General features: G+C 44.2%; 22 protein-coding genes, 1 pseudogene and 1 other annotated feature. Of the genes and pseudogenes, 4 read left to right on the top strand and 19 right to left on the bottom strand.

The window, feature by feature from the left end; all coding sequences use genetic code 11:
- Positions 1-2 precede the first annotated feature (2 nt).
- Together hisS and BS1321_RS27915 are read right to left on the bottom strand one after the other, a co-directional pair.
- The gene (hisS, locus tag BS1321_RS20700) at positions 3-1274 is read right to left on the bottom strand and encodes a histidine--tRNA ligase (RefSeq protein WP_063232901.1); all 1272 of its coding nucleotides are present in this window, start codon (positions 1272-1274) and stop codon (positions 3-5) included.
- A gap of 97 nt (positions 1275-1371) precedes the next feature.
- Positions 1372-1608, bottom strand: a binding site (T-box leader).
- Positions 1609-1686: 78 nt separating this feature from the next.
- On the bottom strand, positions 1687-1860 hold the full coding sequence (locus BS1321_RS27915; protein ID WP_057911594.1) for a hypothetical protein: 174 nt from the start codon (positions 1858-1860) through the stop codon (positions 1687-1689).
- Between the two features lie 129 nt (positions 1861-1989).
- On the opposite strand from BS1321_RS27915, the gene BS1321_RS20695 reads away from it, so the two are divergent.
- Positions 1990-3759, top strand: a complete 1770-nt coding sequence (locus BS1321_RS20695; RefSeq protein WP_063232900.1) for an N-acetylmuramoyl-L-alanine amidase family protein — start codon at positions 1990-1992, stop codon at positions 3757-3759.
- A 74-nt stretch (positions 3760-3833) separates the two neighbouring features.
- Here BS1321_RS20695 and dtd read toward each other — a convergent pair whose 3' ends face one another.
- From dtd to BS1321_RS20665, 6 genes are all read right to left on the bottom strand, one after another.
- The gene (dtd, locus tag BS1321_RS20690) at positions 3834-4277 is read right to left on the bottom strand and encodes a D-aminoacyl-tRNA deacylase (protein ID WP_063232899.1); all 444 of its coding nucleotides are present in this window, start codon (positions 4275-4277) and stop codon (positions 3834-3836) included.
- 15 nt (positions 4278-4292) lie between these two features.
- Positions 4293-6491 (bottom strand): RelA/SpoT family protein, encoded by a 2199-nt coding sequence (locus BS1321_RS20685; RefSeq protein WP_063232898.1) that lies wholly within the window; start codon positions 6489-6491, stop codon positions 4293-4295.
- Positions 6492-6807: 316 nt separating this feature from the next.
- Positions 6808-7320, bottom strand: coding sequence for an adenine phosphoribosyltransferase (locus tag BS1321_RS20680; protein WP_061464220.1), 513 nt, complete (start codon positions 7318-7320; stop codon positions 6808-6810).
- On the bottom strand, positions 7311-9686 hold the full coding sequence (gene recJ, locus BS1321_RS20675; protein WP_063232897.1) for a single-stranded-DNA-specific exonuclease RecJ: 2376 nt from the start codon (positions 9684-9686) through the stop codon (positions 7311-7313). The genes BS1321_RS20680 and recJ overlap by 10 nt, the downstream gene beginning before the upstream one ends.
- A 146-nt stretch (positions 9687-9832) precedes the next feature.
- The gene (gene secDF, locus BS1321_RS20670; protein ID WP_063232896.1) at positions 9833-12094 is read right to left on the bottom strand and encodes a protein translocase subunit SecDF; all 2262 of its coding nucleotides are present in this window, start codon (positions 12092-12094) and stop codon (positions 9833-9835) included.
- A gap of 197 nt (positions 12095-12291) precedes the next feature.
- Positions 12292-12597, bottom strand: a complete 306-nt coding sequence (locus BS1321_RS20665) for a post-transcriptional regulator (RefSeq protein ID WP_063232895.1) — start codon at positions 12595-12597, stop codon at positions 12292-12294.
- 170 nt (positions 12598-12767) lie between these two features.
- Between BS1321_RS20665 and spoVB the strand changes: the two genes are divergently transcribed.
- The gene (spoVB, locus tag BS1321_RS20660; RefSeq protein ID WP_063232894.1) at positions 12768-14330 is read left to right on the top strand and encodes a stage V sporulation protein B; all 1563 of its coding nucleotides are present in this window, start codon (positions 12768-12770) and stop codon (positions 14328-14330) included.
- 28 nt (positions 14331-14358) lie between these two features.
- Here the strand turns inward: spoVB and BS1321_RS20655 are convergent, their stop codons facing one another.
- Positions 14359-15015, bottom strand: coding sequence for a DUF421 domain-containing protein (locus BS1321_RS20655; protein WP_260399481.1), 657 nt, complete (start codon positions 15013-15015; stop codon positions 14359-14361).
- A gap of 193 nt (positions 15016-15208) precedes the next feature.
- Here BS1321_RS20655 and BS1321_RS20650 point away from each other — a divergent pair, with 193 nt between their 5' ends.
- Positions 15209-15580, top strand: a complete 372-nt coding sequence (locus BS1321_RS20650; RefSeq protein ID WP_174524159.1) for a TIGR04086 family membrane protein — start codon at positions 15209-15211, stop codon at positions 15578-15580.
- Between the two features lie 45 nt (positions 15581-15625).
- On the opposite strand, the gene yajC is transcribed toward BS1321_RS20650, so the two are convergent.
- From yajC to safA, 10 genes and pseudogenes are all read right to left on the bottom strand, one after another.
- Positions 15626-15910, bottom strand: a complete 285-nt coding sequence (gene yajC, locus BS1321_RS20645; protein ID WP_063232891.1) for a preprotein translocase subunit YajC — start codon at positions 15908-15910, stop codon at positions 15626-15628.
- Positions 15911-15952: 42 nt separating this feature from the next.
- On the bottom strand, positions 15953-17092 hold the full coding sequence (tgt, locus tag BS1321_RS20640) for a tRNA guanosine(34) transglycosylase Tgt (protein ID WP_063232890.1): 1140 nt from the start codon (positions 17090-17092) through the stop codon (positions 15953-15955).
- A 38-nt stretch (positions 17093-17130) separates the two neighbouring features.
- On the bottom strand, positions 17131-18159 hold the full coding sequence (queA, locus tag BS1321_RS20635) for a tRNA preQ1(34) S-adenosylmethionine ribosyltransferase-isomerase QueA (protein WP_063232889.1): 1029 nt from the start codon (positions 18157-18159) through the stop codon (positions 17131-17133).
- A 38-nt stretch (positions 18160-18197) separates the two neighbouring features.
- Positions 18198-18404 (bottom strand): DUF2905 domain-containing protein, encoded by a 207-nt coding sequence (locus BS1321_RS20630; protein WP_063232888.1) that lies wholly within the window; start codon positions 18402-18404, stop codon positions 18198-18200.
- Positions 18401-19399 carry a Holliday junction branch migration DNA helicase RuvB gene (gene ruvB, locus BS1321_RS20625; protein WP_034308811.1) on the bottom strand — a complete coding sequence of 333 codons (999 nt, stop codon included), beginning with the start codon at positions 19397-19399 and terminating at the stop codon, positions 18401-18403. The genes BS1321_RS20630 and ruvB overlap by 4 nt, the downstream gene beginning before the upstream one ends.
- 11 nt (positions 19400-19410) lie before the next feature.
- Positions 19411-20025 (bottom strand): Holliday junction branch migration protein RuvA, encoded by a 615-nt coding sequence (gene ruvA / locus BS1321_RS20620; protein WP_063232887.1) that lies wholly within the window; start codon positions 20023-20025, stop codon positions 19411-19413.
- Positions 20026-20202: 177 nt separating this feature from the next.
- On the bottom strand, positions 20203-20712 hold the full coding sequence (locus BS1321_RS20615) for a BofC C-terminal domain-containing protein (RefSeq protein WP_375781439.1): 510 nt from the start codon (positions 20710-20712) through the stop codon (positions 20203-20205).
- A 101-nt stretch (positions 20713-20813) separates the two neighbouring features.
- On the bottom strand, positions 20814-21413 hold the full coding sequence (locus BS1321_RS20610) for a YhcN/YlaJ family sporulation lipoprotein (RefSeq protein WP_063232885.1): 600 nt from the start codon (positions 21411-21413) through the stop codon (positions 20814-20816).
- A gap of 102 nt (positions 21414-21515) precedes the next feature.
- Complete coding sequence (locus tag BS1321_RS20605; protein ID WP_081112886.1) at positions 21516-22478, bottom strand: phosphotransferase; 963 nt, start codon at positions 22476-22478, stop codon at positions 21516-21518.
- Positions 22479-24926: 2448 nt separating this feature from the next.
- Positions 24927-25071: pseudogene (safA, locus tag BS1321_RS28795) on the bottom strand (SafA/ExsA family spore coat assembly protein); the annotation flags it as partial.
- Between the two features lie 374 nt (positions 25072-25445).
- Here safA and ypfJ point away from each other — a divergent pair.
- Positions 25446-26291 carry a KPN_02809 family neutral zinc metallopeptidase gene (gene ypfJ, locus BS1321_RS20595; RefSeq protein ID WP_063232848.1) on the top strand — a complete coding sequence of 282 codons (846 nt, stop codon included), beginning with the start codon at positions 25446-25448 and terminating at the stop codon, positions 26289-26291.
- Position 26292 lies beyond the last annotated feature (1 nt).

Here is a 26292-nt window from a genome sequence, read left to right as displayed (position 1 = left end):
CCTTAAGCCTGTAGCTTTTTGAATTGTTCAACGAATGTCGCAAGTTCCATTTGGACTTGTTCACCGGTTTCCATGAACTTCACATTGATTTTATTATTTGCCAATTCATCATCCCCGAGTGTCGCCACATATCTTGCTTCGAGACGGTCGGCTGATTTGAATTGTGCTTTCACTTTACGGTCTTGATAGTCTTTTTCGACGGTAATACCGGCATTCCGCAATTGATGGGCAAGTTTGACGGAATAATCCTTGGCTGTTTCGCCTAATGAGACAAGATAGCAGTCAATTCCCTTTTTGATCGGAAGCTCGATGTTTTCTGCTTGGAGGGCAGCAATCAGGCGTTCAATGCTAAGTGCAAAGCCGATTCCGGGTGTTTCCGGTCCGCCAAGTTCTTCAGACAGCCCGTTATAACGGCCGCCTCCGCAAAGGGTAGTGATGGCGCCAAAGCCTTCTGCATCACTCATGATTTCAAATGCGGTATGATTATAGTAATCCAAGCCCCGCACTAGAGTCGGATCTTCGACGAAATCGATTTCCAAATCGGTTAAATGCTGTTTCACCTTTTCGAAATATATGCGGGATTCATCATTTAAATATTCAATGATCGAAGGAGCCGTGTTCATCAATTCGTGATCGTGATCCTTTTTGCAATCCAGGATACGCAAAGGATTTTTTTCCAGACGGTTTTGACAATCGCCGCAAAACTCGCCGATGCGGGGTTCAAAATGTTTGATTAACGCATTGCGATGCGCTGTCCGGCTTTCCTTATCACCAAGGCTGTTGATCACAAGTTTCAGCTTTTTCAAACCAAGTTCCTTGTACAGGTTCATCGCAAGTGACAGAACCTCTGCATCGATTCCGGGATCCTTACTTCCTAAAGCTTCGATGCCGAATTGAACGAACTGGCGGAACCGACCTGCTTGCGGACGTTCGTAACGGAACATCGGCCCGATATAATAAAGCTTGACCGGTTGATTGGCCCACCCGAACATTTTGTTCTCGATATATGACCGTACAACCGATGCAGTGCCTTCCGGACGAAGGGTTAAGTTCCTTTCACCGCGATCTTGAAATGAATACATTTCTTTTTGTACGATATCGGTTGTATCCCCTACACCACGTAAAAATAATTCCGTGTGCTCAAAAATCGGAGTCCGGATTTCTTTATATTGGTAACGGTGACAAATCTCACGCGCTGTGTTTTCGATATACTGCCAAATTTCCGTTTGGCCAGGCAATAAATCCTGGGTACCTCTAGGAATCTGAATAGACATGTGTGTTTCCTCCTTTAAAGCAAGGCGCCCTTTCTGATACGGCGCTATACTGATTTTTTCCAAACAAAAAACTCCCGCCCCTTGTAACTTATATGTTACAAGGGACGAGAGTTTGGATATCCCGTGGTGCCACCCTAGTTGAAGCACAAAAAAAGTGCCCCCGCTCAAAAACAGTTAACGCCTGTTTTACGTCCATCTCCTATTAAGTAAATCCGTTCGGAGTGAAGCCTACGGAGGGTTCTTTCATTAAGTCATCATGTGGAATGCTTTCAGCCTCGGCATTTCCTCTCTTTTCATGTGTTTCTTAATTACTCTTCTCCATCATTGGTTATTGCAGTAATAAGTCTGATATTTTATAATCATACGGACGTTAACATCAAATGTCAAGGTAGACTGAGGATTTTGTCGCATTTTATTGGTTCAAATGCTTTTTCAGATTTTTGATCGTCCGGACATTGACTCCGAATTCGGATGCTAGTTCAACAAGGTTTGCGCTTTGTTCCTTTTGGATGAAATCGTGAAAGTCGACACCCAATACTTGATTGCCTCCGCTTAAGCTCGTTTGATCTTTTTCGCTGAATTTCATGTGGTTTCCCTCCTAGAGTTATATAAACTCTATTCTTTCCTAAAAAAAATGTTTTTTGCACGGGGAAAGAGGGAAATTTTCATTGAACGAGAATACATACATATAGACATTAAAAGGGAGAGACAACTTATGAAGAAGAAATCGGGTTTATTCGGCCTGACACTGATGCTGATATTATCAGCGATTTTCCCCATCAATCACGCTTTTGGAAAAGATGAAGGGGAAAATATCGTGACGACCCAAGTGGTCAATGTCCGTGAAGGTGCAGGTCTCAGTTTCCCTATCGTAAAAAAACTGGCAAAAGGGGAATCGTATCCCATTCTGAATGAAAATGGCGACTGGATCGAAATCCGGATTGGCGCCGGCAAAACGGGATGGGTTGCCAATTGGTTAGTTGAGAGACAAACAGGGGCTGATACCAATCAGGTCAAAAAGGAATCCGGACAAGGTATGATAACAGGCAGTTCGGTCCGCGTCCGTACAGGTCCCGGCACTACATTTCAAACGGTTGGGTCCTTGAGTAAAGGAACGGCTGTTGACATCATTGAAAAGAATGAAAATTGGATAAAGGTCAAAATGGCGGATATCGAAGGCTGGGTCTCTTCTGACTACCTTAAACTTCCCGCCGCATCTGGAAATGCAGCGAAGAAAGATTCTACTAAGGAAAAAGAAACGAATCAATCCGTAAAAACCGGAGTAACTTTGGTGGACCGGCTCAATGTCCGTTCGGAACCATCGAAAAACAGTGCCACGCTCGGAAAGCTGAATAAAAATACGTCAGTGACCGTTTACAGGGTAGAAAATGAATGGGCTGAAATTGATTTCCAAGGAGTCCGAGGTTGGGTAGCTGAACCTTACATACAAGTAAGCGAAGATCAAGATGATAGGAAAAATGATACGTCAGGCGCAACTGCAAGGGTGACCGCTACGGGTTTAAATGTCAGGAAAGAAGCCTCTCTCTCAAGCAAGGTCATCGGTTCGGTGAACAAGGATGAGACTTACGCCGTGCTGCAAACAAAGGGAAATATGACACAGATAAAGCTCTCCGGTTCAAAAAAGGGCTGGGTCGTGAGTTGGTACCTGGAAAAAGAGAATGTTGAACAAACGACGAAGGAAAAAAAGGTTGATGTAAAAGGAAACAAGATTACCATCATTCATGATGGTACGATCCTTAGAAGTAAGCCTGATGGCAACTCGGAGATTGTAGAGCAGGCCAATGCAGGTGATACGTTCTCCGCATCAGGTATGGAAGGCGACTGGTATTCCATTAAACTAAAGAGCGGAAAAACAGCTTATGTGGCCGGATGGATCGTGACGATCGAAGGGAATTCCGAGCAGATCCAACGACCTGGCGTTGAGAAATATTTAAAGGATAAAACCATTGTGATCGATCCCGGCCATGGCGGCAGGGACAGCGGTACAATCGGCGTCGGTGGAACACTTGAGAAAAACCTGACGATTCGGACGGCAGAATTGCTGCGGGACAAACTTCAGGCGGCAGGAGCTAAAGTGATCCTGACCAGAAGCGGAAATACCTATGTTCCACTCCCTTCCCGGGTCAGCACTTCACATATACATAACGCGGATGCTTTCATCAGCCTCCATTATGATAGCACCAAGGACCAAATCACCAGTGGGATAACCACATACTACTATCATGACTACCAGCGTGCATTGGCGGCAACACTGGCCAATTCACTCGGTTCGACCATGCAGGTGCCCAATCGCGGATCACGATACGGGAATTTTCATGTTACCCGTGAAAATAAACGGGTAGCTACACTTATTGAACTAGGTTATTTAAGTAATCCAGTGGAAGAATTAACGTTAACATCGAATGAGTATCAAGAAAAAGTCACATCGGCAATCTATAATGGATTGGCGCGGTATTTTAAATAAGAACTAGAAAAGCCAGCTTCGCATCGAAGCTGGCTTTTCTACTTTTACCCAAACAAAAAACCTGCCGGAGCAGGTCATTTTTTGCTTTCAAGTATTAATGTAACGGGACCGTCATTAGTAAGCTGAACATCCATCATGGCACCAAATTGACCTGTTTCCGTATGGACGCCTTTCTTGCGGAGTTCCTCGTTAAATGCTTCGTATATTTCATTCGCCTCTTCAGGACGGGCGGCGTCCATGAAGTTCGGTCGACGGCCTTTACGGCTATCTCCGTATAAGGTGAATTGTGAAACTGATAAAATCGAACCTCCTACATCCAATAGTGAGTGGTTCATCTTTTCATTTTCATCTTCAAATATTCTGAGATTGACAATCTTATCGGCCAAATAGGCGGCGTCATCGATGGTATCCCCATGAGTGACACCGACCAACAGGACGAGACCGCTATCGATTTGCCCGATTATTTGGTTTGCGACAACTACTTTTGCTGCTTTGGAACGTTGTAAAACAACACGCATGGCAATAAAAACTCCTTAGTTCATGATCCTTCTGACGGAATAAACATCTGAAATTTGTTTTATACGGTCGACGACCTTTTGTAAATGGGCAATGTTATGAATATAAATCGACATGTGAATGGTCGCCACCTTATTCCTGTCGGATTTACCCGAGACCGCTGATATGTTGGTCTTGGTTTCATTGACGGCTTGCAGCACTTCGTTTAATAAGCCGCGACGGTCATAGCCGCTGATTTCAATTTCAACGATGTATTCCTTGCGTTCGTTAATCGTACTTTCCCATTCAACAGGTACAAGGCGATGATCGGCATCCCCGCTATCCAGGTTCGGGCAGTCTTGTCTATGAACTGAAACTCCACGGCCTTTGGTTATATAACCGACGATTTCGTCCCCTGGTACTGGGTTGCAACAGCGTGATAAACGGATAAGCAGGTTATCAATCCCCGGTACCTGTACACCTGAGTCACGTTTTTTCGATGTATTGGAGAAGGTTTTCAGATCGGCTACCGCTTCAGAAATATCTGCTTCTTGCTCGACCATTTTCTGCTTACGCCATTTTTCGGTAAGGCGGTTAGCTACCTGAAGGGCCGTTATTCCGTTATAACCGACTGCTGCATACATATCCTCTTCATTCAGGAAGTTGAATTTATCCGCAACACGCCTGATATTCTCGGCAGTCAGGATTTCCTTCAGGTCGAACTCCATATCCTTGATTTCCTTTTCAACAAGCTCTTTGCCTTTTTCGATATTTTCTTCCCGGCGCTGCTTCTTGAAAAATTGGCGGATCTTATTTTTCGCCTGAGACGTTTGCGTTAGTTTAAGCCAATCTTGACTTGGACCATATGAATGCTTCGAAGTTAAGATTTCTATGATGTCGCCAGTTTTCAGTTTATAATCCAGCGGTACCATTTTCCCGTTCACTTTGGCACCAATCGTTTTGTTTCCGATTTCCGAGTGAATCCGGTAAGCGAAATCAATCGGGTTGGATCCTGATGGCAGTTCGATGACATCGCCTTTTGGTGTGAAAATGAATACCATATCAGAAAAAAGATCTATTTTAAGGGATTCCATGAATTCCTCTGCATTAGTTGCATCATCCTGGAATTCGAGAATTTCCCGGAACCATGTCAATTTTTCTTCCAATGAAGGCTGTTCACCGACATCTTTTCCCTCTTTATAAGCCCAGTGCGCGGCAACCCCGAACTCGGCAATGCGATGCATATCGGATGTACGGATCTGCACTTCCAGCGGATCGCCTTTCGGTCCGATCACTGTCGTATGGAGCGATTGATACATATTCGGCTTCGGCATCGCGATATAGTCTTTGAATCGGCCAGGCATCGGCTTCCAGCATGTATGGATGATCCCTAAAACGGCATAGCAATCTTTTATGCTATTGACGACGATCCGAACTGCAAGCAAATCATAAATTTCGCTGAACTGCTTATTCTGCAAAGCCATTTTGCGATAAATGCTGTATATATGTTTCGGTCTGCCGGAAAGGTCAGCCTTAATATTGACTTCCTCAACGTTTTTACGCACTTCATCGATGACTTCTTCCAGATACTTTTCACGTTCAGCACGTTTTTTCTTCATCAGGTTAACGATTCGGTAATATTGCTGAGGATTCAGATACCTTAGTGCAGTATCTTCAAGTTCCCATTTAATCGTGCTGATACCAAGACGATGAGCAAGCGGTGCGAAGATTTCCAACGTCTCGTTCGATATCCTTCTCTGCTTTTCCTGCGGCAGATGCTTCAAGGTCCGCATATTATGCAGTCTGTCCGCAAGCTTGATCAAGATGACCCGTATATCCTGAGCCATCGCCACGAACATTTTCCGATGGTTTTCCGCCTGTTGCTCCTGCTGTGATTTATACTTGATTTTCCCTAACTTGGTCACGCCATCCACAAGCATGGCGACTTCAGGACTGAAATTTTCTTCAATATCCTTCAGAGTGATCTCCGTGTCTTCAACAACATCATGTAAAAAACCTGCCGCAATGGTTGCAGGGTCCATTTCAAGATCAGCCAGAATGCCCGCCACTTGAATCGGATGAATAATATACGGCTCTCCCGATTTACGGAATTGTTCTCGGTGAGCATACTCTGCATACTTAAACGCTCTATGAATAAATTCAGCTTCTTCCGGCTGAAGATATAAGCTGGCCCGTTCTACAACCTGCTCGGCAGTCAATATTTGATCATTAGCCATTTAATCACCTTAACCCCACTTTAACTGCCACCGGATATCATCCGGATTGAGTATGATTGGTAGCACTTCCCTTTATTCTGCAAAACGTGACAATTTTTGCGAAAAAAAATAAATCCGCTTAAACGGATACAAGTGCAAATAAACTTATTAGCAGAAAAACTCTTTATTATTACTATTATCGAAAAAAAAGGCAAGGATGTAAAGAGTTAAACGTGTATTTTATTAAGAATAGTGCATTTTTTCACTGGAAATTCGACAAAATCCAGTTAAAACGAGTAAAACAGAAAGAGCACCCTGGTCAGAGTGCTCTTCTTTATTAAAAGCTCATTAATGTCAAGACATCATAGCCGTCTAATTTATCTTTTCCATCCAAGTCAGTCAATTCAATAAGGAATGCAATCCCGGCTACAATTCCGCCTAGCTGTTCAACCAATTTGATCGTCGCTTCGATTGTTCCCCCGGTAGCAAGCAAATCATCCGTAATCAGGATACGCTGTCCCGGTTTAATGGCATCTTTATGGATTGTCAATACATCCTTGCCATATTCTAATCCATATTCTACTTTTATCGTTTCACGTGGAAGTTTTCCTTCTTTTCTCACTGGCGCAAAGCCCACTTCCAATGAGTATGCGACTGGACATCCGATAATGAATCCGCGTGCTTCCGGCCCGACCACCAAGTCGATATTTTTATCGCGAGCGTACTCGACGATTTGGTCTGTTGCGTATTTATAAGCTGCGCCGTTATCCATTAATGTTGTAATATCTTTGAAGACAATACCCGGTTTTGGCCAGTCTTGCACAATTGTTACATATTGCTTTAAATCCATTGCTTTGTTTCCTCCTCAAGGTCTGTTGCCTCATGAACTAAATAATGATTGAACCAATCGAATAATTGCTGATAGGAAGAATAAACAAGCTCTTGTTCAAGCTCAAATTGCTCTTTCTTTCTTGTATACGATTCAGATTCACTGAGATCGCGTTTTTTCGCATTGGTTGTGAGCATAATTAACCCATTCTCTATTGTAACAAAATCAAGCTCAAAAAACACCTTAGAAATGAAATCCACGGTATCTCTTGACCAGCCACGATATTTGGCTAGGTCATCACCATATCTTTTCACGTCGAGCGGCCCCTTTTTGGCAAGGAAGGCATAAAACCATTTAAAATGATCCCTTGTTGGCATCGTACTTAAGAAATGGTCCTGTTCATGGGAAAGGTGAGCGTAGATACGCGAAGGGTTCTTATTGGCAATCACCCGTTTCAAATATTCCCTGGACGGCGGCATGTCCATAAATACCAAATGACCTTCGAAGCAGTCGAGCTGCTCTGCATCCAGTTCATTCTGGATATGAACGAGATCTGGATGGTTTTGCAAAAATGGATATCTGCCATAAATATCTTCCGAAAAAATGACGATCTTCCGGTTTTGTACTGGAATGTCGGCAAGCCACTTCTCTGCCTGTCCCTTACCGCGGTAATCAAATAACTGCCAATGGTTTACCGAAACATCTTGGACAAAGATCTGAGGCTTTTTCATATTATTCCACTCATTGATGGAAAGCTCACCAATAACCGAGACTTCAGCGTGCGGAGCTATTTCATCGACAAAATGACCGAGACCGAAGCCCACACCGTCAAGTTTGTGATTTTCACCATCTTCCAGCTGGACCTTCAAGTGATTTTGGTTGGCACCAATTTTGCGGACACTTGAAAGCTGGACGGAATCTATCAAGATCTTCGGTTTGGGATTCGTCACCCCAAATGGCGCCAGCAAGCTCATCTCCTGAATCGTTTGAATAGAAACTTCAGCTAATGTAGTAGACCCGTCCAAATTGGTAATGGGTGTGAAGTCTTCTTCGCTAAGTTGTTCCCTCGCAATCAAGTTCATGCGGTCCCTAAGCTCCTGAACATCTTCAATTTTCAATGTCATTCCAGCAGCCATTGGATGTCCGCCAAAATGCGGCAGTAATTCACGGCAGGTGGAAAGACTTTCGAAAAGATCGAAACCGGCTATGCTCCGAGCAGAACCTTTAGCTAATCCCTTTTCCCGGTCAAAGCTCAATACAATCGTGGGCCGGTAAAAGCGTTCAACAAGTTTAGAGGCCACAATCCCTACAACTCCGGCGTTCCAGCCTTCCCTGCCGATGATGAGCACGCCATTGGAATCCGGCGGGAAGTTTTCCTCGACTTCAGCAATCGCTTCTTCCGCCATTGCTGCAACCATTTCCTGCCGCTCTTTATTGATATCATTGATTTCATTGGCAAGTTCCGTTGCTTCTTCCAGGTTAGTGGACATCAATAAATCGACAGCGGGGTCGGCATCTCCAAGGCGCCCGACAGCATTGATCCGCGGTGCCATCGCAAAGCCGATCGATTCTTCATTCAATGCTTCCTGCTGAACATTCGCCACTTTCATTAAGGCAACAAGTCCCGGGCGGCGAGTCAAACGTAACTGCTCGATGCCTTTTGCAGCAATGACGCGGTTTTCCCCTTGTAAAGGCACTAAATCCGCTATCGTGCCGATTGCCGCTATTTCAAGCAAATCCTCAGGCAATTCCCCAAGCAGGGCGTGTGCCAGCTTAAATGCAACCCCTACTCCGGCAAGGTCTTTAAATGGATAGGAACTGTCCTCAAGTTTAGGATGGATGATTGCCAATGCCTCAGGCAGTTCCGGTCCCGGTTCATGGTGGTCGGTCAAAATATAATCCATGCCAAGCTCGCCGGCAAGTTTCGCTTCATCGACTGCAGAAATTCCGGTATCCACGGTTATTAATACCTTCACCCCTTGCTCAGCTGCAAGGCGGAATGCCATCGGATTCGGACCATATCCTTCTGTAAACCGATTCGGGATATAAAAGTCAACATCGGCACCCAATCTCGTCAGCGCCGTCATCATCACTGTGGTCGATGTCACGCCATCCGCATCATAATCACCGAATATACGTATTTTTTCTCCATTTTGTATGGCTTCTCTTATTCTATATACCGCTTTATCCATATCCTTCAATAAAAATGGATCATGAAAAGTTTGATTTTTTACAAATAAAAATGATCGGGCACTTTCAATCGTATCCAGGCCTCGATTCACAAGCAGGGCTGCAACCAAAGGTGTGATATGAAGCTCTTCAGCTAGTACAGCAACTTTGTTTTCATCGGCAGTTCGTAAGTTCCACCGGGTTTTTGGCTTTAACATTTATTCACCCCTCAACTTACTCATTATACAAAACGAATATACCAGATTCAATTTTATTTTAAACTCATAATTGGCTGTAATTCCCTATTCAATAAACTTGGTTCAACAAAAAGAAGGCTGGCATCATGCCAGCCCCCTCTCCCCTATTAAACTTGTCCTTCAAGACTTTGTTTCTTTTCTTTTGCGGTATTCAGCGGACCTTTCTTCTTCAATTCCCTGATTTTCAAATCAAGCCAGAATTGGGAAGCGATCAATAGCGATGAATACACGCCGCATATTAAACCGATAAACAGGGCGATGGAGAAGTTACGGATAGCTTCACTACCGAAGATCATCAACGCGATAACCGTAATGAGAACGGTCAGAACCGTGTTAATGGATCTCGTCAAAGTTTGCCTGATACTGATGTTCACAATGTTCTCAAGTTCTTCGACGGTTTTGATTTTACGGCTGAAGCGCAGGTTTTCACGTATACGGTCAAAGGTTACGATCGTATCATTGATCGAATAACCGACGATCGTCAGAACCGCAGCAATGAAGGTGATATCCACTTCGAGCCGGAGTAAGCTAAAAATCGTGATGATGAAGAATGCATCATGTATAAGCGCGACCACGGCAGGAACAGCCATTCGCCATTCAAATCGTATCGATACATACAAAATGATACCGATTGATGCAATCGCTAACGCAAACATGGCATTTTTCGCAAGCTCTTTTCCTACAGTCGGTGATACGGTGCTGACATTTGGTTCTGCTCCGTAATCCTCCTTGAAATGGTCCTTCAATTCAGCGATTTCCTGTTTATCGAGGACACCGACTGTCCGAACGACAGCATTTTTATTTTCTTTTCCAGCGAGCCTGACATCCTTGATATCCTTCTCATCAATACCGACCTTGCCCATTTCGGTTTTGACTTGCTGAGTCGTCAAGACATCTTTGGACGCAATCTCGATTCGGGTGCCGCTCGTGAAATCAATCCCTAGATTCAATCTGAAGACGAGCAGGAAAATGATCCCAATAATGGTGACACCGATTGAAATGCCATAAAAAACTTTCCGATGTTTGACGAAATCGATTTTATCAAAGCGCGTTGGCAATGACATTAAATCAATTTTATCGGATAAATCGTGAATGTATTTCTTCTTCACGCCAAACCATGTTGTACGTTTGTCAAGGAACCCGCTATTCACCCACAGGCTCATGAAAAGGCGTGTACCATAGACAGCTGTTATGAAACTCATTAAAATCGAAATGATCAAAGTGGTGGCAAACCCTTTAACCGAGCTAGTTCCATAATAGAACAGAACGGCCGCAGCAAGTAAGGTCGTTAAGTTCGCATCCGTAATTGTAGAAAGTGAATTTTTCGTACCTTCTTTATAAGCCGCTTTAACAGATCTACCAAGTTTCAATTCATCCCTGATTCGCTCGTAGGTTATGATATTGGCGTCGACAGCCATCCCGACCCCGAGTACCAATGCCGCAATACCAGGCAGCGTAAGGACCGCATTCATCCAATCAAACACTAATAGCGTCAAGAAAATGTATATGCTTAAAGTGACGACTGCAATGAACCCCGGGAAGCGGTAATACACAAGCATGAAGATAAAAACAAGTGCAATTCCGATGATTCCCGCAAAAATAGTATCATTCAGTGCACCTGCACCAAATTGGGCACCTACAGAAGTGGAATACTTTTCTTTTAAATCTACAGGCAGGGCACCTGCATCCAGAAGGGCTGCAAGCTCTTTCGCTTCTTCAACCGTGAATTGACCGGTAATATACACCTTCTTCGTATTGAAAACCTCACTGACAGCTGGAGCGGATATCATATTGTCCTGTGAGGCTGTATCCTTAATGGAATCTTTTCCTTCCTCGAAATCCAGCCAGATTGCAAGTACATTAGTCGGACTTTCCATCGAGGATATTTTTTGGGTGATATCCTTAAACTTATTTACATCTTTCAATGTGACTTCGACAACCGGTTTATTATCTTGGAACGTTTGTTTCGCGCCGCCTTCTTTCAAGTCGGCACCGGTCATCATTTCCTTATCGTTGTAGTCACGGAAAGATAATTTTGCTTGTGTCGAGAGAATCTCCCGTGCGTTATTTTGGTCTTTGACTCCAGCCAATTGAACGCGGATCCGGTCTTTCCCTTCGATTTGAATGTTAGGTTCGCTAACGCCCAAAACATTGACACGCCGCTCAAGTGAGCTTACTGTAGCCCGTAAAACATCCGGGGTGATCTTTTCCCCAGACAGCGGTTTTACTTCATACAACACTTCAAAACCGCCTTGAAGATCAAGACCCAGCTTGATATCCTTTAGGATTCCTTTTGAAGTCGTCCCCATCGCTGCGAAAATCAATAGTGCGATTAGAAAAAACGCAACGATCCTGCTTCTTTTTACCATTATGTAGTAGGCCCCTTTCTATAATACGCCTGTTCCTGAAGTTAAAAAAACTGTCATTTTTAGTTTATATGATTACTGCATACCCTTTGTTTCTTGAGAAAAAAAGACACAGCTTCTCATGCTTTTTCCAAAAAAAGCATAACCATATCTATTATGAGACATATACAAACAGCTGTCAATTTTAGTATATCTTTGCATCATTCTTTCAAAAGTTCCTTCAGTTCCTCTTCAGAAAGCGGCTCAAATAGGTTTGGTGATTTATAAGCTTCGACCATTTGGAAGGTCATGAACTGGTTGCTTGAAAATGTCACGATATCTGCGACAAGTTCATGAAGGTGAATATTTTCCTGCGGACGCTTCCATTTATTTTTGGTTAAGGTTCCCCATATGTCTTCCTCTGTTACGGCATTCAATCCGATCATTTGAAATTCCTCACGCTTGCTCTTCAAAAATGGACGTACCTTTAGATAATACCTTTGATAGGGATGATTCTTTTTTACCATCACTTTGCCTCCAGTAAAAATGATTCTCAAATGAATGCTTATTTTCTTAGAAGGATTTCGATCATTTGTAAGAACGCAAACAAACACTTTTGTCATGCTTTGTCCAAGTACAAGCATATAGATAATTGTATAGCATAACCGCTTTTTTGAGAAGGCAGGGAGGGAGTTCAATGTCCAAATTTTTAAAAGGGACGCTGATTTTATTAATCGCAAGCCTGATTACAAGGGTTCTTGGTTTCATTAACCGCATTGTCATCGCCCGCTTCATCGGCGAAGAAGGCGTTGGTTTATATATGATGGCTTTACCGACCCTCTTTCTCGTCGTGAACATAACCCAGTTAGGCCTGCCAATCGCCATTTCGAAATACGTGGCTGAGGCCAATGCCAGAGGCGATGAGCGGAAAATCAAGAAAATCCTTGTCGTCTCTTTGGCCTGCACCTTTACTCTATCGATGATTTTCACTCCTGCGATGCTGCTTTTCGCACCGGCTCTCTCAGAATACCTATTCACTGACGAACGGACGGTATGGCCTCTAATGGCGATTGCCCCTATCGTACCGATCATCGCCATTTCATCCGTACTGCGAGGTTATTTCCAAGGCAAGCAAAATATGAAGCCCTTCGCTTTCTCACAAGTTATCGAACAGGTGGCCCGAATCACTTTCATAGCCGTCCTGACGAAGGCCTTTTTGCCATATGGAATCGAATATGCTGCAGCCGGGGCGATGTTCGCATCGATTATCGGTGAGCTTGTATCTCTCATCTACTTATTGACCAGCTTTAAATTAAAGAAACATTTTAAGTTCAGAAAGGGTTTTTTCAAGAATGTCAAATCCGGAAAAGGAACGTTCACCGAATTGATGGGGATTGCCCTTCCTTCCACCGGAAGCAGGATGATTGGATCGGTTTCGTGGTTTTTCGAACCGATAGTGGTCGCCCAGAGTTTGGCACTTGCCGGAGTCACCGCGGCCGCAGCCACAAGTCAATACGGAGAGTTAACAGGGTACGCCCTGCCTTTACTCATGCTACCTTCCTTCGTTACATCATCATTGGCGACGGCACTTGTCCCGGCAGTGAGTGAAGCCCGTACGACCGGAAACTTTTTACTCGTTGAACACAGGCTTCAGCAGGCCCTGAAAATCACCTTTATCACAGGCTGTTTAGCTATCGTCATTCTGTTCATCTTTGCCGAACCGATTTTACAAGTCATGTATGGCTCTTCGCATGCTGCTGTTTTCATTAAATTCCTGGCACCTTTTTTCATCCTTTATTACTTTCAATATCCGCTGCAATCCATGCTGCAAGCACTGGATCTTGCAAAGGCAGCAATGTTCAACAGCCTGGCTGGGAACATCCTTAAAATCGGTGTGATCTGGCTGCTGGCGTCAAAGGAAAGTTTCGGGATCATGGGAGCCGCAATTGGGATAGCTGTCGGTACGATGCTCGTTACCTTCCTGCATTTTTCAACCGTGCTGAAGGTCGTCCCTTTCACGCTTCATTTCCGCAGCTATATGTCAGCTTTGGTCCTTGCTTTAATTTCCGGATGGGGCGGTTATTATCTTTATCAATTCCCGCTCTCCTCACAGCCTCTTGGCATACGGCTTTTGCTTTCCGTGACGGTCGTTATCCTGCTGTTCACATTTTTCCTGCTCATGACCGGCAGCATAAAAAAGGCGGATTTGATCAGGATTCCTGTAGTGGGCGGCTTTTTATCAAAATTCGCTTGGAAATAAAATGAACCGAAGCATTAAAAGGCTTCGGTCATTTCTTCGTTTCATTTTTATCAATGTAAAATTGGCCATCTATGTACCCGCAAATCGAAATCTCTTTAATATTCGTTTCTCCCAATTTTTTCAACTGGTGCCGGAGCCAAAAATGGTTTTTCCCAATTTTATCAAGATTTTCTTCCTGTATCTCTCCGTCGACAATTAGTGGGAATGGTACCTGACTTTCCGACCTTTCTTCGTCGCATTTTTTAATCACTGAGAGCCTTCCTGAAGTTTCAAGGATGGCAAATTGAACTTCGTTTATATCAATAATTCCTTGTTCACGAAGCTGGGTCAATAAGTCATCAAAATTATATCGTTGTCTGCGCATCGCTTTTTCATCTATTTTCCCCTGATTAATGATGATCTGCGGCTTACCGTCCATGAAATAGCGGAATTTGACACTTTTCAATGAGGCAAATGCCAATGTAATTTGGAGGATCGCGAGGACAAACATTGGGATGGTCTGCCGGATAAACGGTTTTTCCAAATCTTCAAAGGATAGCACAGCAATGTCCCCTATCATGATGGATACCACTAAATCAAGAACGCTCAGTTCCCCAACTTCCCGCTTACCCATCATTCGAAAAAGGAACCAGATGACTAGATAGATTACCGTCGTTCGAAAAATAACCCCTAGATAGATATCCACTTCAATAACACTTCCTTCATCCATAGCATGGCTTGTGAACTGAAAAATTACTCCATAATCTTTTCTAATTTTACGGGAAGCTTCTTAAACCTGGTCTAAAGGTTCGATACGGGGAATATGCTTGTACAAACACATAAACAGGCTATACGTATCAGCCTTTTAAAAAGGAGGAATACCCATCGAAACTAAAAAAATGAGTGTCGCCGTAATTTATGGCGTAGGCTCCATCTTTGCGATAGCGATGATTGCAAGTTTAATCGTTTCCATCCTTCTTCGTTTTACTTCACTGACGGAATCATCCCTGACATACGTGATCATGATCGTGTCCTTTTTATCGCTGTTCATTGGTGGATTCATTTCAGGAGGCAAAGGGAAAAAGCAAGGACTATTCTTGGGCGGAAGCACTGGGCTGCTTTATCTGTTGGTCGTGTTCCTTTTTCAATATTTAGGTCACGATGCACTTTTCACGATCAAGCAATGGATATACTATGGCTGTTTTGTGATTACGGCCATGATGGGTGGCGTACTTGGGGTCAACATGAGCTCCGACTCCCGAACCGATTAAAAAACACAGCAAAAAACCGGGCAAATGGCCCGGTTTTCGTTTGTTTTATAGAGTTGCTTCTTTATTCGGTGCGCTTTCCGTAATTTCACGGATTGCAGCACGGTCAAAAGTTAGTTTTGTACCGTCTGATGATTTAATGACGATTTGCAGTTCATCGATTGCATCGATTGTTCCGTGCATGCCGCCGATAGTCGCAACCTTATCACCTTTTTTCAAGCTGCTTTGCATGTTTCGCGTAGCTTTTTGGCGTTTTTGCTGAGGGCGGATCAATAAGAAATAGAACAATACGAACATTAAAATCAACGGAAGTATTTGTGTTAAAGAACCCATTTTGTATATTCACTCCTTTCGTTCATTAAAATATGTATGGAATTAGAAGTTTCTCGCATTTGGTTCATTGAAACCATACTGCTCAAAAAACTCTTCCCTAAAGTCTCCAAGACGATCTTCTCGAATAGCTTGTCTGACCTGTTCCATCAAGTTTAACAGAAAATGAAGATTATGGTAAGTCGTAAGACGAATCCCAAAGGTTTCTTCACATTTAATCAAATGGCGGATATATGCCCGGCTATAATTCTTGCAAACATGGCAATCGCAATTTTCATCGATTGGACCGAAATCGCGTGCATACTTCGCATTTTTCACAACCAGCCGCCCATTGCTCGTCATGAGCGTACCATTACGCGCAATTCGCGTCGGCAGTACACAGTCAAACATATCGACACCGCGGAGTGCCCCATCGATCAAAGAGTCCGGTGAACCGACCCCCATCAGATAACGCGGTTTGTCAGTTGGCAGCAGCGGACTTGTAAATTCAAGGACGCGGTTCATGATATCCTTCGGTTCCCCTACGGATAGTCCTCCAATAGCATAACCCGGGAAGTCAAGGGAGACAAGGTCTTTTGCACTTTGTTTGCGAAGATTTTCAAACTCCCCGCCTTGAACGATTCCGAACAGCCCTTGGTCATTTGGACGCTCATGTGCATTTAAACAGCGTTCCGCCCAGCGCGATGTCCGTTCAACCGACTTCTTCATATACTCTTCAGTCGCTGGAAATGGCGGACATTCATCAAATGCCATCATAATATCAGAGCCAAGCGCATTTTGTATTTCCATCGCTTTTTCCGGAGATAAAAATAATTTATCGCCATTCAGATGGTTCCTGAAATGTACACCCTCTTCTTCAATTTTGCGGAACTCGCTTAAACTAAAGACTTGAAAGCCGCCTGAGTCGGTCAAAATCGGCCGATCCCAGTTCATGAACTTATGCAATCCGCCAGCTTCCTTGATGATTTCATGCCCCGGACGCAGCCATAGGTGGTATGTATTGCTCAGGATGATACCTGCCCCCATTTGTTTCAAATCTTCCGGGGACATCGTTTTGACAGTAGCCATCGTTCCAACCGGCATAAATGCCGGCGTTTCAAAAGAACCATGCGGCGTATGGACCCGGCCTAGCCGTGCCCCTGTCTGTTTACATGTTTTGATTAACTCATATCGTATTGCAGTCAACGCAATAACTCCCTTCAAGAGCTTCTCACTCTTATATATTACTTAATTAACATTGCATCTCCAAAACTAAAGAACCTGTATTTTTCTTCCACTGCCGTTTCATATGCATGAAGGACATGCTCCCTGCCTGCAAGTGCAGAAATAAGCATGATTAAAGTCGATTTAGGCAAATGGAAGTTCGTTATCATCGCATCTATCCCTTTGAACTCATAACCAGGATAAATGAAGATGCTAGTCCAGCCATTCTCTTCCTTGAAAACCCCATCATTTCGGGACGCAATCGTTTCCAATGTCCTTGTGGACGTAGTGCCGACCGTAATGATTTTCCCGCCTTTTTCTTTCACATCATTCAGTAATCTGGCAGTGCCTTCCGTCATTTGATAAAATTCCGAATGCATTTCGTGGCTGTCAATATCGTCGACACTTACTGGACGGAACGTACCAAGCCCAACATGCAGCGTGATGAAAGCGATGTGGACACCCATCCCTTTAAGTTTCTCGAGCAAATCCTCTGTAAAATGCAGGCCAGCGGTAGGTGCCGCTGCAGATCCCCGTTCACGCGCATAAACCGTTTGATAACGGTCCTGGTCGTCGAGCTGTTCCTTGATATATGGAGGTAATGGCATTTCGCCAAGCTTCTCTAGTATTTCATAAAATATGCCTTCATATTTAAATTCAAGGATACGGCCGCCATGCTCGAGTACTCCTGTACAGACGGCACTCAGCTTACCATCGCCAAAAACGATTGTCGAGCCTTCTTTAATCCTTTTGGCTGGCTTCACAAGCGTTTCCCATACATCATCATGGTCTTGCTTAAGCAGCAATACTTCGATTTTTGCACCCGTTCCTTCTTTACTGCCGTATAGTCGTGCCGGCAGCACCTTCGTATCATTCAACACTAGGCAATCTCCCGGTTTGATATATTCCGTGATATGGCTGAATACATCATGCTGGAGCTTACCAGTTTCTTTGTCCAGCACCATCAATCTACTCGCTTCTCTATCCTCCAAAGGAACTTGGGCAATCAGTTCCTCCGGTAAATGAAAATCAAACATATCCAATTTCATCTGTTCCACTTCCTTACGTGTCTATCAAGCTGTAATCATTATTTAAAACGGCCGATCAAATAAAAAATCGCGGACAACACAACACTGACGATGATTGATGTAACGATAGGGAAGTAAAACGTCGTATTCCCCTTTTTCAGTAATATATCTCCCGGCAGCCTGCCGAGATGAATATATTTCATCGCAAAACCAATCACGAATATAATCACACCCAGAATCATGACCATCTTTGGTATATTCATCATTCAGGCATCTCCATGCCGAAATGCTCATAAACCAGCTGTGTTGCCATCCGGCCTCTTGGGGTCCGCTGAAGAAAACCGACCTGTAACAGATATGGTTCATACACATCTTCGATCGTATGTGCCTCTTCGCCAATCGTTGCAGCAATCGTTTCCAGTCCCACGGGTCCGCCACGGAATTTTTCAATGATCCCTTTAAGTAATTTATGGTCAATATGATCGAGTCCTAAACGGTCGACCTGCATTAATTCAAGCGCATAATCGGCAAGTTCGGCCGTTATCGTACCATCACCGCGTACCTGGGCGAAATCCCTGACCCTCCGTAAAAGCCGATTAGCGATTCTCGGGGTGCCCCTAGACCTTCTTGCCAGCTCAGCCGCTGCTTGGTCATCCATTTCCGTATCCATGATTCTTGCTGTACGGATGATGATATCGGTCAAATGGTTTTCCGTATAATATTCAAGACGGCTCAAGACGCCAAAACGGTCCCTGAGCGGTGCAGACAGTGAGCCTGCACGTGTCGTGGCACCTACGAGTGTGAACGGCGGCAAGTCGATCCTGATCGAACGGGCTTCCGGCCCCTTACCGACTACAATATCCAGACAGAAGTCCTCCATAGCCGGGTATAGCACTTCTTCAACGACACGTGGAAGACGGTGAATCTCATCAATGAACAATACATCACCCGGTTCAAGTGCACTCAAAATGGCCGCCAGATCTCCCGGCCGCTCAATGGCGGGACCGGAAGTCGTGCGGATATTCACACCCATTTCATTGGCGATGATGACGGCAAGCGTCGTCTTTCCAAGGCCAGGAGGTCCATATAAAAGTACATGATCGAGCGTTTCTTCACGCATCCTTGCCGCTTCGATGTATACACTCAAATTCGCTTTCACTTTATCCTGTCCGATATATTGCTTTAAGTTTTGCGGCCGCAGGCTTTGTTCAAAGGACAGTTCGTTCAAATCGGCTTCCTGATTGAATATTCTCTCCTCCATTGCGCCACTCCTTATCTTAACATCATTTGCAATGCTTTCTTAATATATTGCTCGGTCGTCATATCTTCAGCTTGCAATTTCTTGGCAACCTTTTGGACTTCCTTTTCAGAATAACCAAGAGCCTTCAAGGCAAGAATGGCTTCATCCAATTCCTCCGTATAACCATTTGGACTGAGTGCAGCCGTGACGCCTTCGTTAAACAAGCTTGGAAACGCATCCGGAATAATGTTCTCAAGTTTCCCTTTTAAATCGAGAATCATCTGCCGTGCCGTTTTCTTTCCGACTCCCGGGAATTTCACCAAGAACGATTCATCTTCATTTTCGATTGCCTGCACCACCTGATCAACTTGGCCTGATGCCAATATGGCTAGAGCACCCTTCGGCCCGATTCCGGTTACATTCAATAATTTTGTGAATAACGCCTTTTCTTGACGAGTCTGAAATCCGTATAATGCAGCCATATCCTCACGAACATAATGATACAAAAAAACTTGGACTTCCTTCTGGTATTGAGCGGAAAAAATAAAAGGATTCGGCGTCATCACTTGATATCCGATCCCCCCATTTTCCACAACTATGTATTCAGGCCCAATATAATCGACCTTGCCTTTTATATAATCATACAAATTAATTCTCTCCCTGATTTTGCTGTACCTCTCATTTTATCATAAAAAGGGTAGGTTGTTCATTAAAAGTTATTTAGTTGGCGCAATGACTTTTACAATGGAGGATATCCCATTTTATTGCATATGGGGATTTTGGTTTTTCGTTGAAAAACAAAAGAGGATGGGTGTCATCCCATCCTAATTTACCGAATATGGCTCATATTCTTTAATGAGCTGTTTATATTGGTCTTTATTCATGATCGGAATCCCTTTTTGCAGTTCCTCCTGCTTGTATACTTCAAGTTTACCAATGTCTATTTGGTAGAAAGTATGAATGATCTTGGCGTGCTCTGGCCTTCCGATAAAAATGGATAACGTACCATCTTTCCTCATCCCAAGGTAACCATTCGCTTTTAAAAGCGGAGATATGTCATTTTCAATTTTCTTCATGACAATCTGCTCTTCATTTTGATCGACTACTTTCCATCCTTCATATTTTGACCAAAAGTCCTCCATCGACCAAATTGTTTCTGTCAATTTCTCTTCACTTAACTCGCCATCCAAATACATACGCTGAAGAATGACCTTCCTTTCAATTGGATCATTTTCCTTTTGAACGGTTTCTTCGGCAAAAACGGTTAAGCAAAATGGCAATATGAAAAGTGTCATGAAAAATTGGATTCTAAGTTGATTAGTCAATATACTCACCTCTTAAGGCGTTTACTTTTTATGTAGTTTGACCCCAAATAAGGATTATTAACCAGAAAAAAATCAAAAAGAGCTGACTCCATATCGGGTCAGCCCACTAATTATTTCAAGTGATTTTCGTGAATGTTAAGGTTATCGAACATGTCATTGGCATCCAAAATGATCATTTCCCTCGTATCGCCATCCCGAAGATCGTTATCCAGTGTCATCGTCCTGAAATAGACACCTTTATCGGTGGTGACATATAGGGTCCGGCCATTGGTAAGCGGCCCGATTTCCTTCTTGATTCTTTCTTTAACATCTTTTGCTTGGCTGTAATCATCAAGCAGCAAGGCTACCAGCATTTCGTCTTTCATGATAATTGTCCTGGCATCGGTAACCGGCTCGACTTTATTGGCGGCACCATTGACTTTGTCGGCTAAATCGCCTTCATAAGAATTATAATAAGATGATCGTGCCTTAAGCGGTTTACTTTCATGTCCATGGTAGTTACGATCACTCTTACTGTACGAACCATCTTTATCGTATAGACCTTGCACCATATTCTTATAATTGATGTTGCGTACCAATGCATCTTTTTCATGGTACCCTGTTTCATTTGTGATATTTTCATTTTCCGCTGTATCATTATTAGCACATCCAACCAAACTGACGGCGGCCAATACCGTACAAAGCGGCAGTGCCCATTTTATTTTCTGCACCAATAACCCTCCCATTGCAATAGAATGAGCTATATTCCGCTCATAATTAGCATGGGTGTCGAACTGGAAATGTACTCTGTAAGTTACGGCCAAAAACCCGTTTTAATTCCTATTTAGGGAAGAAATCCTTTTCGCCAATTTTTCATTCATCTCCATTCGCTCCGAAAAACCTTCCACGGACATTTTCCAGACCGAATGAAGCTGAGAAGAACTTTTATTAAGACGATTCCATTCACGGAAAATATCGGTAGGATAAGTTAAAGCATATAAAAAGGCCAGGTCTGACTGATATCTTTGCAATTGCGGCACTTCCCACAGCTCGGTGGCCGCATCTTCCAAATGATGCGAAATTCGATTTGCATATTGTAAATAATCAATGCACCTCGGGGCATTTGCCATTAAGTCAAAATCGATTATAGTCAAAGTGCCGTCCGCTCTCCGCAAGAAATTATGGTGGGCACAATCACCATGAATGATGACTTTCTTTTCCTTATTCCATAAAGACTGATTTTTATCAAACCCCTCTAGCGACCATTCACCCCATCTGATCCATTCCTTGATAATATCCTCGGAAACATATTGGCGAACATAAGAAAAGTTCTTTTTAAATAGTGATAAGCGTTCTTTCCACTTTTTTGATTGATTGAACGCAGGAGCGTTAATGGAGAGATGTTCCGACACATCATGGAAGCTTTCCAGTAACTGAATGCCCTCTAAGCGGTCCTTATGATTGGAAAATTTAAATTTTTTCTTATTCGGCGGAAAATAGTCCATACTGCCATACCATTTCCCTTTAAATTGAAAGGGCATTAAATTCTGATGAATATAATACGTTTGATGAAATCCCTTTTGTTTTAACAAAGAAGTCAATTCTCTTTGCCGATCCCATTTTTCAAAACTGTCAAATCCTTTAAGGATCATTGGATGACCCTTTTCAAAAGATATTAAATAGACACTGCTTTGAATATGGTGGACTTTCTTAGGCTTACGATTTAAATAAGACAGGAGACGAGTGTTAAAAACACTATCTCCTTGATAATTAGTAGTCATTGCTTTCATCTGCATATGTCGGTATCCCAAATGTTTCAGGCGCACGTACGCCCCCGAATTGGCCTGGCTGGCCTCCCATTTGTCCTGGTAACATAGCTTCCGGCTGACCACCAAACTGTTCCGGCATCATCCACGGCTGACCACCAAACTGTCCCGGCATCATCCGTGGCTGGCCTCCATTTTGACCGCCCATCATGCCTGGAGGACCTCCTATTTGAATCTCCTTTATGCTTGGTAGGCCTCCGTTTTGACCACCCATCATCATACCTGGCTGACCACCGTTTTGGCCGCCCATCATCCCTGGCTGACCTCCGTTTTGGCCGCCCATCATCCCTGGCTGACCTCCGTTTTGACCGCCCATCATCATACCTGGCTGGCCTCCGTTTTGGCCGCCCATCATCATACCTGGCTGACCTCCGTTTTGGCCGCCCATCATCATGCCTGGCTGGCCTCCGTTTTGGCCGCCCATCATACCTGGCTGACCTCCGTTTTGACCGCCCATCATCATACCTGGATGGCCTCCGTTTTGGCCGCCCATCATCATGCCTGGCTGGCCTCCGTTTTGGCCGCCCATCATACCTGGCTGACCTCCGTTTTGACCGCCCATCATCATACCTGGCTGGCCTCCGTTTTGGCCGCCCATCATCATGCCTGGCTGGCCTCCGTTTTGGCCACCCATCATCATACCTGGCTGGCCTCCGTTTTGGCCGCCCATCATCCCTGGCTGGCCTCCGTTTTGACCGCCCATCATCATACCTGGCTGGCCTCCGTTTTGGCCGCCCATCATCATGCCTGGCTGGCCTCCGTTTTGGCCACCCATCATACCTGGCTGACCTCCGTTTTGGCCGCCCATCATCATACCTGGCTGGCCTCCGTTTTGACCGCCCATCATCATACCTGGCTGACCTCCGTATTGGCCGCCCATCATCATGCCTGGCTGGCCTCCGTTTTGGCCGCCCATCATCATGCCTGGCTGGCCTCCGTTTTGACCGCCCATCATCATGCCCGGCTGGCCTCCGTTTTGACCGCTCATCATCATGCCAGGTAAGTCTCCGTTTTGGCCGCCCATCATCATGCCTGGCTGGCCTCCGTTTTGACCGCCCATCATCATGCCCGGCTGGCCTCCGTTTTGACCGCTCATCATCATGCCAGGTAAGTCTCCGTTTTGGCCGCCCATCATCATGCCTGGCTGGCCTCCGTTTTGACCGCCCATCATCATGCCCGGCTGACCTCCGTTTTGACCACTCATCATCATGCCAGGTAAGTCTCCGTTTTGGCCGCCCATCATCATGCCTGGCTGGCCTCCGTTTTGACCGCCCATCATCATGAATTCATCATACGATTCTACTGACTCATCTTCATATTGATATTGGTGATAGTCTGGATGGTGTTGTGCATTTGCATCCATTTTTTGGTTTCCTTGATACTGCCCCTTCACTTCCGGCCCATAAGTTCCAAGTAATCCCTTATTACAGCCGCAATCTTCTTCTTCTTCACCGGCAGTCTGGTTATACTGCTGAGGGAAGTTATAGTTATTGTTATTGTATGAAGATGGCGATTCGTCTGGTGACTCAAAATCTTGTGGCATATATGAACCTGCTACTTGAGCTTGTTGATTCATCCCTCCATAATAATGGTGCGGAACCGGTGCGGAGGCTTGATATGGATAATGTTGCTGGCTTGGTGTATTCATGCTCGCCCCTTGGACGAATCCTTGATCCATCATTTGCATGTCAGGAGATTCTCCCCAAACACCGGAGCTCTCTTCCATCATTTGATAACCATGTGTTTCCGGAGCCGCCTGATACCCTTGAGCGCCTTGATATGGGGCTTGCATGGGCATATGCGCCCACGGTGGCGGCTGAATACAATAACCGCTTCCTGGAAAAATTGGCGTTACCGGGATACAATCATCCACCGGCTCAAAATCTTCCTGAGCTGGCTGTACAGCTGGCTTTTTCTTCTTCTTTTTAGTGACTGCAGGTTCTTCTTTTTTCTTTGGTAAAGGTGGTGGTGCAGGAGGCTTTTGCACACTCATATTGGTCATGTTGACCATATAATAATTATTGATATCGATTTCCGGTATCACTGGCATGGGCACCGGCACTTCTTTTGGAACGATTATTTGCTTTTCTTTAATGATTGGCTTTGGCTGAACGATCTGCTGCTCTTTCTTAGGCTGTTGAACGATCTGCTGCTCTTTGACTGGTTTCTGAACAATTGGCTGTTCTTTTATCGGTTGTTGAAATTTCGGTTGCTCTTTTATCGGCTGTTGAAATTTAGGCTGTTCTTTTACGGGCTGTTGAAATTTAGGCTGTTCTTTAATAGCCGGTTTTTGCATAACTTGTTGCTCTTTCATAGGTGCAGGCTGAGCCTGGTACGGTAGAATTTGGGATTCTTTCATTCCCGGCTGAATATTCACGTTTGGTTTACCCGTTTCTTTTATTACTGCTCCGGATGTCCCTGGTATTTTAATTTTCATTCCGGGCATCATCATGTCCGGGTTGCTCAATTGCGCGTTAACTTTTTTAAGTTCTTCAAAACTGACGCCGTATTTTTTGGCGAGTTTCCAAAGTGTATCGCCTTTTTGGACTATATGAATTTTCACGCTGTTAACCCCTCCTGTGCATATGTCCATATATTCTATGAAGCAGTGGGTGAATTGCTATTATTTTTATCATGAAAACTTATGCGTGAAAAATGACTTTTATGATTGGATCAATGATTTAGGGAAATGGAAAGTACTTTTTGGAGAGGAAATAAATGATTTGATATCTCTCTAATAAGGAAATCCACCACTTTGGATTTCATCTATATAACTAAAACCATTGCATTCATCTAATAAAAAGAAGCAATGGTTTTTAGGTTAGTAAGCCATCATGTATGATGCTCTGTCTAAATCAAGGGAAATCCGGGTATAAGAAAGTAAATGACCTAAGGCTTGTCTTCAGGTACTTATCTTATATCCTGGGAGGAATAATAATGAAATGGAAAGGTAGACAGGGCAGCTCGAATGTCGAGGACAAAAGAGGCATGAGCGGAAAAGGCATGGCCGGAATCGGCGGAGGGGTCGGATTGGTAATCGTATTGATCGTGACGCTCCTTGGCGGTAATCCAAGCGAATTGCTAGGCAGCTTGAATTCTACTGAATCTAACAATGGCAGCACTTATGTCGAAACTGATGAAGAGAAGGAACTTGCGCAGTTCGTATCTGTCGTCCTTGCAGAAACGGAGCAGGTCTGGACAGAAGAGTTCCGTAAAAATGGCATGGAATATAAGGAACCGACCCTTGTCTTGTATTCAGGTAGTGTCGAATCTGCTTGCGGGATGGCAGCTTCTTCAGTAGGGCCATTTTATTGTCCGGGTGACATGAAACTATATATTGATCTCAGCTTTTATCAAGAGTTGAAGCAAGAATTCCAGGCACCCGGAGATTTCGCCATGGCCTATGTCATTGCCCACGAAGTCGGACATCACGTTCAGACACTTATAGGGACAACGGAAAAGGAAATGCCCGATCGTTCAAAGGTCAGCGAGACCGAATATAATAGGTACTCTGTCCGTCTTGAATTACAGGCCGATTATTTGGCTGGAGTTTGGGCACATCATGTCCAAGGAGAGAATTTGCTTGAAAAAGGTGATCTTGAGGAGGCCTTGAATGCAGCAAGTGGTGTGGGGGATGACCGTATCCAAGAAAAGGCACAGGGGTACGTGGTGCCAGACAGCTTCACGCACGGTACATCCGAACAGAGGAAACGGTGGTTCAATAAAGGATTTAAATCCGGAGATATGAATGAAGGCAATACTTTTAAAGCGAATAACCTTTAAA

The sequence above is a fragment of the Peribacillus simplex NBRC 15720 = DSM 1321 genome (assembly GCF_002243645.1).
GTDB lineage: Bacteria > Bacillota > Bacilli > Bacillales > DSM-1321 > Peribacillus > Peribacillus simplex.
This window is presented reverse-complemented; position numbering and strand designations above follow the sequence as displayed.

Bases quoted from the DNA above. Each gene is read 5' to 3' on its own strand.
- hisS (WP_063232901.1), bottom strand. From the start codon at position 1,274: ATGTCTATTCAGATTCCTAGAGGTACCCAGGATTTATTGCCTGGCCAA.
- BS1321_RS27915 (WP_057911594.1), bottom strand. From the start codon at position 1,860: ATGAAATTCAGCGAAAAAGATCAAACGAGCTTAAGCGGAGGCAATCAA.
- BS1321_RS20695 (WP_063232900.1), top strand. From the start codon at position 1,990: ATGAAGAAGAAATCGGGTTTATTCGGCCTGACACTGATGCTGATATTA.
- dtd (WP_063232899.1), bottom strand. From the start codon at position 4,277: ATGCGTGTTGTTTTACAACGTTCCAAAGCAGCAAAAGTAGTTGTCGCA.
- BS1321_RS20685 (WP_063232898.1), bottom strand. From the start codon at position 6,491: ATGGCTAATGATCAAATATTGACTGCCGAGCAGGTTGTAGAACGGGCC.
- BS1321_RS20680 (WP_061464220.1), bottom strand. From the start codon at position 7,320: ATGGATTTAAAGCAATATGTAACAATTGTGCAAGACTGGCCAAAACCG.
- recJ (WP_063232897.1), bottom strand. From the start codon at position 9,686: ATGTTAAAGCCAAAAACCCGGTGGAACTTACGAACTGCCGATGAAAAC.
- secDF (WP_063232896.1), bottom strand. From the start codon at position 12,094: ATGGTAAAAAGAAGCAGGATCGTTGCGTTTTTTCTAATCGCACTATTG.
- BS1321_RS20665 (WP_063232895.1), bottom strand. From the start codon at position 12,597: ATGGTAAAAAAGAATCATCCCTATCAAAGGTATTATCTAAAGGTACGT.
- spoVB (WP_063232894.1), top strand. From the start codon at position 12,768: ATGTCCAAATTTTTAAAAGGGACGCTGATTTTATTAATCGCAAGCCTG.
- BS1321_RS20650 (WP_174524159.1), top strand. From the start codon at position 15,209: ATGAGTGTCGCCGTAATTTATGGCGTAGGCTCCATCTTTGCGATAGCG.
- yajC (WP_063232891.1), bottom strand. From the start codon at position 15,910: ATGGGTTCTTTAACACAAATACTTCCGTTGATTTTAATGTTCGTATTG.
- queA (WP_063232889.1), bottom strand. From the start codon at position 18,159: ATGAAATTGGATATGTTTGATTTTCATTTACCGGAGGAACTGATTGCC.
- BS1321_RS20630 (WP_063232888.1), bottom strand. From the start codon at position 18,404: ATGATGAATATACCAAAGATGGTCATGATTCTGGGTGTGATTATATTC.
- ruvB (WP_034308811.1), bottom strand. From the start codon at position 19,399: ATGGAGGAGAGAATATTCAATCAGGAAGCCGATTTGAACGAACTGTCC.
- BS1321_RS20605 (WP_081112886.1), bottom strand. From the start codon at position 22,478: ATGCAGATGAAAGCAATGACTACTAATTATCAAGGAGATAGTGTTTTT.
- ypfJ (WP_063232848.1), top strand. From the start codon at position 25,446: ATGAAATGGAAAGGTAGACAGGGCAGCTCGAATGTCGAGGACAAAAGA.